At 39.1% G+C, this 7,969-nt stretch carries 8 protein-coding genes; 6 read left to right on the top strand and 2 right to left on the bottom strand.

Annotated features, from left to right (window positions below; all coding sequences use genetic code 11):
- From PLA12_09115 to PLA12_09095, 5 genes are all read left to right on the top strand, one after another.
- The coding region (locus PLA12_09115) for a hypothetical protein (GenBank protein HOQ32658.1) at nucleotides 1-508 on the top strand (508 nt) is incomplete at its 5' end.
- A 78-nt stretch (nucleotides 509-586) separates the two neighbouring features.
- A complete protein-coding gene (locus PLA12_09110) occupies nucleotides 587-1,873 on the top strand; it encodes a diphosphate--fructose-6-phosphate 1-phosphotransferase (GenBank protein HOQ32657.1) in 1,287 nt (428 codons plus the stop codon).
- 59 nt (nucleotides 1,874-1,932) lie between these two features.
- Nucleotides 1,933-3,387, top strand: coding sequence for a decarboxylating NADP(+)-dependent phosphogluconate dehydrogenase (gene gnd / locus PLA12_09105; protein ID HOQ32656.1), 1,455 nt, complete (start codon nucleotides 1,933-1,935; stop codon nucleotides 3,385-3,387).
- A 5-nt stretch (nucleotides 3,388-3,392) separates the two neighbouring features.
- Nucleotides 3,393-4,193 carry a ZIP family metal transporter gene (locus PLA12_09100; protein HOQ32655.1) on the top strand — a complete coding sequence of 267 codons (801 nt, stop codon included), beginning with the start codon at nucleotides 3,393-3,395 and terminating at the stop codon, nucleotides 4,191-4,193.
- Between the two features lie 6 nt (nucleotides 4,194-4,199).
- The gene (locus PLA12_09095) at nucleotides 4,200-5,180 is read left to right on the top strand and encodes a D-glycerate dehydrogenase (protein ID HOQ32654.1); all 981 of its coding nucleotides are present in this window, start codon (nucleotides 4,200-4,202) and stop codon (nucleotides 5,178-5,180) included.
- Between the two features lie 25 nt (nucleotides 5,181-5,205).
- Here the strand turns inward: PLA12_09095 and PLA12_09090 are convergent, their stop codons facing one another.
- Both PLA12_09090 and PLA12_09085 read right to left on the bottom strand, forming a co-directional pair.
- Entirely contained in the window at nucleotides 5,206-6,126 is a 921-nt protein-coding gene (locus PLA12_09090; protein HOQ32653.1) for a magnesium transporter CorA family protein, read from the bottom strand.
- 155 nt (nucleotides 6,127-6,281) lie between these two features.
- Complete coding sequence (locus tag PLA12_09085; GenBank protein ID HOQ32652.1) at nucleotides 6,282-7,220, bottom strand: serine/threonine-protein kinase; 939 nt, start codon at nucleotides 7,218-7,220, stop codon at nucleotides 6,282-6,284.
- 93 nt (nucleotides 7,221-7,313) lie between these two features.
- Here PLA12_09085 and PLA12_09080 point away from each other — a divergent pair, with 93 nt between their 5' ends.
- Nucleotides 7,314-7,967 (top strand): protein-L-isoaspartate(D-aspartate) O-methyltransferase, encoded by a 654-nt coding sequence (locus tag PLA12_09080; protein HOQ32651.1) that lies wholly within the window; start codon nucleotides 7,314-7,316, stop codon nucleotides 7,965-7,967.
- Nucleotides 7,968-7,969: the final 2 nt, after the last annotated feature.

Genomic DNA, 7,969 nt, shown 5'->3' with positions numbered 1-7,969 from the left:
AGACCTATCCGAGAAAACTCATATTATTTTCAAACCTCGCACTTACCATTCCGTTCTTGCAGAATCACCCCTTATGTATGACGAGATATGGACAGCCGGTAAATGCATGTATAAATTAGAACCTGTCGTCGCTGATAATGGTGAACTCATCATTTATGGACCGCACATAAAAGAAATTAGCGTTACGCACGGGCACTTAATTCGAAAAATTGGTTACCATACTCGTGATTATTTCCTTGCTCAAATGGATAAATTCCAAGATATTCCCGGTGGAATTTTAGCCCATTCTACACATGTCCGCGGAATAGGAACCTATATCAACGGCATTGAAAAGCCACGAGTAAAGGTTACCTTAGCCACATCTATTCCTAAAGAAATATGCGATGAAATTAATTTAGGTTATCGAGACCCAAATTCAATAAATATAGAGGATTGGAAAAATCGAGAAGAAGAAGGAATTCTCTTTGTCCCACAAGCGGGGGAAGTCCTCTACCGCGTGAAAGAATAATTATTGTTTACTTTCACATCATAAATTCAATCATTTAAAATACTCTTTATCAAATAAACATTGGAAAGGAGATAAATAATGCCTAAGAATGTTATCGTTGCCCAATCAGGTGGACCTAGTCCCGTAATTAACAATTCACTTCGCGGTGTCATCGAAACTTGCAAAATGTTCCCTGAAACATTCGGTACAGTTTACGCGGGTTGGCATGGAATTGAAGGAGTTATTAAAGAAGAACTTTTAAACTTATCCGAGCAAAATTCCGAAGAAATTGCTTTGCTTCGACATACACCTGCAGCAGGGTCCATCGGCACATGCCGTTATAAATTAAAAAAAGGACAGGATGAGGATTACCAGCGGATTATTGATGTAATGAAAGCCCATAATATTGGTTATTTCTTTTATATTGGTGGAAACGATTCCATGGACACAGCAAACAAGGTAAGCAAGTTAGCCTTAGAGCAGGGTTTGGATTTAGTAGCAGTAGGTATTCCCAAAACAATAGACAACGATGTTGGAGATTCTGAATTTAAACTTATTGACCACACCCCGGGTTATGGAAGTGTTGCCCGCTACTGGATGTGCCTGGTGCAAAATGCGGAAGAGGAAAATCGTGGTTCCTGTCCAGCAGACCCCGTATTAGTTCTACAAGCCATGGGCAGAAAAATTGGATTCATTCCCGCTTCGGCACGATTAGCCGACCCAGACCGACAAATACCCCTGCAAATATATATGACCGAATCGAAAGTTACCCCCGAACAGATGTGTGACCTTGTCAACGACGAACTTAAACGAAATGGTCGTTGCATCATCGTAGTAAGTGAAGGTTTTGAAGTGGGCGAAATCGGCGAACTGAAAGACAGTTTCGGACATACCCAATTCGGTTCTGCAAAACTAACTGCAAGCCAGAAAATCGTAAACCTGCTTAATGAAAAAGGATTGGCAGTTCGCGGTTCTGCCCGTGGTCAGGTCATGGGAACAGACCAACGATCCTCTGCCATTTATGCTTCTACCGTAGATTTAGACGAAGCCTATAATGTAGCCCAGAAGGCAGTTCTCATCGCATTAGAAGGCGAAAATGGCTGGATGGCAACTATATTAAGAACACCGGGTTCCATTTATCATGTGTATTACGATAAAGTTCCTCTGGAAAAAGTTGCTAATTCGGAACGAACATTCCCCGAAGCATGGATCGCCCCCAATAGAATTGATGTTACAGATGACTTTATTAAATATGCTATGCCTCTGGTTGGAGAAGAATGGGCAAGTGTACCGCTGGTAAACGGAAAACAAAGATTTACTCAATTCAAACCTATTTTCGCCGACAAAAAACTACCTGTTTACATCCCTCAGGGGCATCGAAAATAGCATTTGCGATATAATTCTATTACAAATTAAAACTATTATAAATAGAAAAGGAGAATTGTATGAACGAACTTAAAGATATTGGATTAGTAGGTTTAGCCGTAATGGGTGAAAACCTGGTATTAAACATGGAAAGCAAGGGTTTTAGTGTCGCTGTATTTAATCGCACCGTATCCAAAGTAGATGACTTCATCAATGGTCGCGCAAAAGGGAAGAATATAAAAGGCTGTCATTCTTTACAAGAACTCGTTAATAGCCTAAAAAAGCCACGAAAAGTTATGCTCATGGTAAAAGCCGGCCAGGCAGTAGATGATTTTATTGAGCAACTGATTCCTTTATTAGACCTGGGTGATATTATTATTGATGGAGGAAATAGTCATTTCCCAGATACAACCCGTAGAACAAAATATTTAGAAAGTAAAGGACTTCTTTATATTGGCACAGGTGTATCAGGTGGAGAAGAAGGGGCATTGAAAGGTCCTTCCATGATGCCCGGTGGTTCTCCTAAAGCATGGGAACATGTTAAAGATATTTTCCAATCTATTTGTGCAAAGACACCCGAAGGGGAACCTTGTTGCGATTGGGTAGGCGAAAATGGAGCCGGACATTTTGTGAAGATGGTACATAACGGTATTGAGTATGGCGATATGCAAATGATATGCGAAACTTATCACCTAATGAAACAAGGGCTGGGAATGTCCAATGAGGAAATGCATCAGGTCTTTTCGGAATGGTATGAAGGAGAATTGAACTCATACTTAATTGAAATTACACGCGACATCCTTGCCTACAAAAATGAAGAAGGACAATATGTTGTTGACCTCATTTTAGACACAGCCGGACAGAAAGGCACCGGGAAATGGACTGTTATTTCTGCTTTAGATGAAGGACAACCATTAACGGCTGTCGCAGAAGCTGTTTTTGCACGGTGCTTATCTGCAATCAAAGAAGAACGCGTAAAAGCCAGTCAAACATTACAGGGGAAAGTAACAAATTTTACAGGCGATAAAAAACAATTCATTAATGACCTTCGCAAAGCCCTTTATGCATCTAAAATTGTAAGTTATGCTCAGGGTTATCAATTGATGCGTTCCGCAGCAAAAACTTACGGATGGAATTTGAATTATGGAGGTATTGCCTTAATGTGGCGGGGAGGTTGCATTATCCGTTCTGTATTTTTAGGCAAAATCAAAGAAGCCTTTGACCGAAACCCCCATTTAGAAAATCTATTATTAGACCCGTTCTTTGCAGGTATTGTCAATGAAACACAGGATAGTTGGCGTCGGGTTGTTTCTACTGCCGTTCAATTAGGAATTCCTGTCCCTGCTATCAGTTCGGCATTATGTTATTTTGATGGTTATCGGAGTGCATGGCTTCCAGCAAATCTCCTTCAAGCACAACGCGATTATTTTGGTGCCCACACTTATGAACGGGTGGATAAACCCAGAGGGGAATTTTTCCATACCAATTGGACCGGGCGTGGCGGTTCAACTTCTGCTTCAACATATACCGTCTAATACTTATGAGTGAACTACATCCAGCAATACTTGCATTATTAGCAACATTATTTACATGGTTTATGACACTATTAGGGGCTTTGCCTGCTTTGTGGGCAAAGCCCATTCCCCAAAAAATTCTTGATGCAACTTTAGGAATGGCCGCAGGTGTAATGATTGCAGTGTCCTTCTGGTCTTTACTGGAACCCTCTATCGGGATGAGTAAAGAAATGGGACTACCCCCCTGGTTACCGGCTGTGGTAGGTTTTTTGTTAGGGGGTGTTGCTCTATGGGCTATGGACAAGATACTGCCCCACTTGCACCAGGGACTATCCATAGAAAATGCAGAAGGTATTCATACCAATTGGAGAAGAAGTACCCTTCTGGTAATGGCTATTACCATGCATAATATACCTGAAGGATTAGCCGTAGGTGTCGCTTTCGGAGCAACTGCATACGGAATTCCAGGTGCATCTCTAACGGGTGCTATTGCTCTTGCTATTAGTATCGGCTTGCAAAATTTACCCGAAGGAACTGCTGTAGCTCTACCTCTTCGTCGAGAAGGCTTATCTCCATGGAAAAGTTTTTTTATAGGACAGCTTTCTGGTATCGTCGAACCAATTGCCGGGGTAATTGGTGCTCTCGCTGTTATAATTGCAAGACCTGTTTTGCCGTTTGCATTAGCATTCGCTGCCGGGGCTATGATTTTCGTAGTGGCAGAAGAACTTATCCCTGAAGCCCAAAAAGAAGGAGATACAGACCTACCCACTGTAGGTGTAATGTTCGGCTTTGCTCTTATGATGTTTTTAGATGTAGCGTTAGGATAAAAATTTATGAACAAACCCAAAATTTTTGTTACACGCAATCTTCCCGAAAGAGGTTTGATTTTATTGTATCAGAACTTCGGGAAAGAAAATATAAAAATATATCCCGGTGAGACTCCCATTCCGTATGAAGAACTATTAGAAGAAGTCAAAGGAATTGATGCCCTTTTATGTCTGCTTACAGATAAAATAGACGCACAACTTATGGAACAAGCAGGACCTCAGTTAAAAATAATTGCAAACTATGCCGTTGGATTTGATAACATAGATATAGTCGAAGCAACGAAAAGGAAAATTGTCGTGACCAATACTCCCGGGGTTTTAACGGAAACTACAGCCGATTTAGCATGGGCTCTTTTAATGGCTACTGCCCGCCGATTGGGTGAAGGGGAACGATTGGTTCGTGCCTCTCAATGGGCTGGCTGGAATCCCACATTACTTTTAGGTATGGATGTGCACGGAAAAACATTAGGTATCTTTGGCATGGGAAGAATTGGTCAGGCCGTCGCAAGAAGAGCCACAGGATTTAATATGCGAGTGATTTTTTATGATGTAACCGAGCCAAAACTACCTGAAGATATTAAAGCAACACCTGTAGATAAAGAAACCTTATTAAGAGAATCCGATTTTATATCCATCCATTGCCCCTTAACACGAAGCACCTATCATGCCTTCGGAATTGAAGAATTCAAAAAAATGAAACGGACTGCCTGCATCATTAATACATCCCGCGGTCCTGTAATCGACGAAGAAGCATTGGCTCAGGCACTTAAAGAAGGTTACATCTTCTCTGCTGGTTTAGATGTTTTTGAGAAAGAGCCCGAAATTCATCCCGATTTATTAAACTGTCCCAATGCCATTTTAATACCTCATTTAGGAAGTGCTTCCGTCGAAACCCGCTCTCGCATGGCAGAAATTGCTGCTCAAAATATTATTGCCCGTCTTAATGGAAAAACACCACCCAACCCGGTAAATCCTGAAGCCCTCTAACATTATAGGTAGAAAAGATATAGTCTTACATCTCTCTATATCGGAAAAATACCCAGAGAACACCTACTGCAGATATAATACACAAAACAACGATTAAATAAAATATATGAGGATGATGTTGGGCTGGAATAGGAACATTCATAGAAAACAAACTTACAATAAATGTTGGAACCATTAATGCAATAGTAATGATATTTAATAATTTCATCAATACATTCAAATTATTGCTCACAATAGAAGCCCGTGCATCCATCAGATTTGATAACACGGTAGAATGGATATCGGCTACACGAAAACACTGGTCGTTTTCGATAATTAAATCATCTAAAAACTCTTTCCCTTCCTCACTCAAGCCAATCTTATCTGCACCTGCACGAAGTTTTGCAAGAATCAGTCCATTCCCATGTATAGCATTTAAGTAATAAACTAAACTTTTTTCTAATGCAAAAAGATTAATAAGGAATTTATTTTCTAAAGAACGATTAATCCGATACTCTACTTCTTCAGCCACCATATTTATTACTTTAAGGTATTCAATAAAATGGGAAATACAGTTATATATAACACGAAGTATTATATCGGGTGCTGATGATAACCCCGCCTGCGGCTTATTTGAAAATAAGGGTGTGTCCTCACTGGAAATGATAATAACCCTGTCTTTAAATAAAAACAACCCTATGGAAATGATTTTAAAGTGGTATTCATCTTCAGCGGAATAATTTTTGGGCTTTTTTATAATAAAGGCAACATGGTCTTGTTCATATTCAACACGGGCAAGTTCATCAGGGTCTAATGCGGAATTTAAGGTATGTTCATCAATTTGGAGTTTATCAATAAGCATTTTTTTTTCATCAATACTTGGCTGGATATATACCTCAACAATAGACCCATTTTCTTCAGGGACTTCTACAATTTTACCTTGATGGATTTTATAAAATCTCCGCATGATTTCTTCCTTCTACTGATATTTCATGAACAAACTTAGTCCATGGGTGGAAATTCCTTCTGTTATTATTTAGTTTTTATACGATTTCCCCTACCCTACAAGATATTTTTTCTTATTAACTATTATAACCCTTTTAAATAATTTTCTTCAAAAAACTATTTCTTGCTGAACCGTTTCCTAATTCTATCTAATAACTCTCTACAACTATTTATTATTGACTTTAAGAAATAAAGAGGATTGTATTTTGATGTTGTTGTTTCACCCCCCAATTCTTGTTTTTCTTTCCATAACTTATACAAATTCAATAATGCATCTCGGAACTCTTTTGCAGATTGAAATCTTTCATCAGGATTACTTGCTGTGGCTTTATCTAAAAATTCATCACATTCTTTAGGTAAATCTGGTTTTAATTTAGAAAGTCTATCACCAGGCTGAGGTCTTCTTCCAACCAGCATTTCAAAGAACATAATTCCTAACGGATAAATATCTGCTCTTTTATCCACTCCCGCGGCGTTCTTTCTTTGTTCAGGTGCGGAATACTGAATTTTTCCTAAATTGGCACCAACTATCGTCAAAGGGGTCTGGTCATCCGTCAGTTTTGCCAGTCCAAAATCCATTAATCGAACGGAACCATCCCTACACACCATAATATTATCCGGCGAAATATCTCTATGTATTGTAATTTTATGAGCATGTTCCAAAGCATCTGCAATCAATGCCAGAATGCGAACTGTATTCCCAAACGATAAGGGTCCTTTCTTCATAATCCAGTCACGAACACTCCTCCCATCTACATATTCCATTGTATAGAACAACTGTTCCCCTTCAATTTGCGCATCAAATATCTTCACAATACAAGGATGATTTAATTGACGAACGGCTTCCACTTCACGAAGAAATCGGGCAATAGCTCTCTGATTATGCTGATACTGGGCTCGCATTAATTTAAGGGCTAATTTCTGATTTGTATGCCTATCCTGAACCAGAAATACCTTACCCATTCCCCCTCTTCCCAATGGTTTCAACACCTCATATCTATCCGCAATTATATATGTCTCATTCTCATTATTTGATTCTGCATCTTTTATCTCCAATGGTTGTCTCCTTCTCAGATGACTTTTCGGATAGCCTTCTTGTTATTATAATACCATTAATATCATATAAAACACCTGAATTTTTATACAATTATGGATTTCACTTCTGCTCGAAAATCAATGGTCGAATATCAGTTAAAATCTCGGGGTATTCAAAATCCCGATGTTCTCCGTGTTATGGAAAAAGTCCCTCGTCATCTATTTGTCCCTGAAGAACTTCAAGACTATGCCTACGAAGACCATCCTTTAAGCATTGGTTGCGGTCAGACAATATCTCAACCTTATATGGTAGCTATTATGACCGAACTGTTGGAATTAAAACCATCCGATAAAGTATTAGAGGTAGGTACAGGTTCTGGCTATCAAACGGCTATTCTGGCTGAACTTGCTCAATATGTGATAAGTATAGAACGAATTCAAGAACTCGCAGAAGGAGCCAAAAAACGATTGGGAAATTTAGGATATAACAATATAAAAATTATATGTGGGGATGGTTCCATAGGCTATCCTCCAGAAAAATATTACGATGCTATTATTGTTACAGCAGGAAGTCCCGAAGTGCCTGGTTCATTAAAAGAACAATTAAATGAAGGCGGGAGACTTATCATTCCTGTAGGAGGTAGTAATTTACAAGTTTTATTAAAAATTATTAAACGAGGAAATGATTACTCGATTGAAAAACATACTTCCTGTATTTTTGTCCCTTTAATCGGTAGTGAAGGGTGGAGGAAAATCGGAGAAAATTAAAG

Origin of the sequence: Candidatus Hydrogenedens sp. (genome assembly GCA_035378955.1) — a bacterium.
Taxonomy (GTDB): domain Bacteria; phylum Hydrogenedentota; class Hydrogenedentia; order Hydrogenedentales; family Hydrogenedentaceae; genus Hydrogenedens.
Note: the sequence above shows the minus strand (reverse complement) of the source record. Positions and strands in the feature narration are given on the sequence as shown.

Excerpts from the sequence above, each read along its gene's own strand:
- PLA12_09110 (HOQ32657.1), top strand. The coding sequence starts at position 587 with ATGCCTAAGAATGTTATCGTTGCCCAATCAGGTGGACCTAGTCCCGTA.
- gnd (HOQ32656.1), top strand. The coding sequence starts at position 1,933 with ATGAACGAACTTAAAGATATTGGATTAGTAGGTTTAGCCGTAATGGGT.
- PLA12_09100 (HOQ32655.1), top strand. The coding sequence starts at position 3,393 with ATGAGTGAACTACATCCAGCAATACTTGCATTATTAGCAACATTATTT.
- PLA12_09095 (HOQ32654.1), top strand. The coding sequence starts at position 4,200 with ATGAACAAACCCAAAATTTTTGTTACACGCAATCTTCCCGAAAGAGGT.
- PLA12_09090 (HOQ32653.1), bottom strand. The coding sequence starts at position 6,126 with ATGCGGAGATTTTATAAAATCCATCAAGGTAAAATTGTAGAAGTCCCT.
- PLA12_09080 (HOQ32651.1), top strand. The coding sequence starts at position 7,314 with ATGGATTTCACTTCTGCTCGAAAATCAATGGTCGAATATCAGTTAAAA.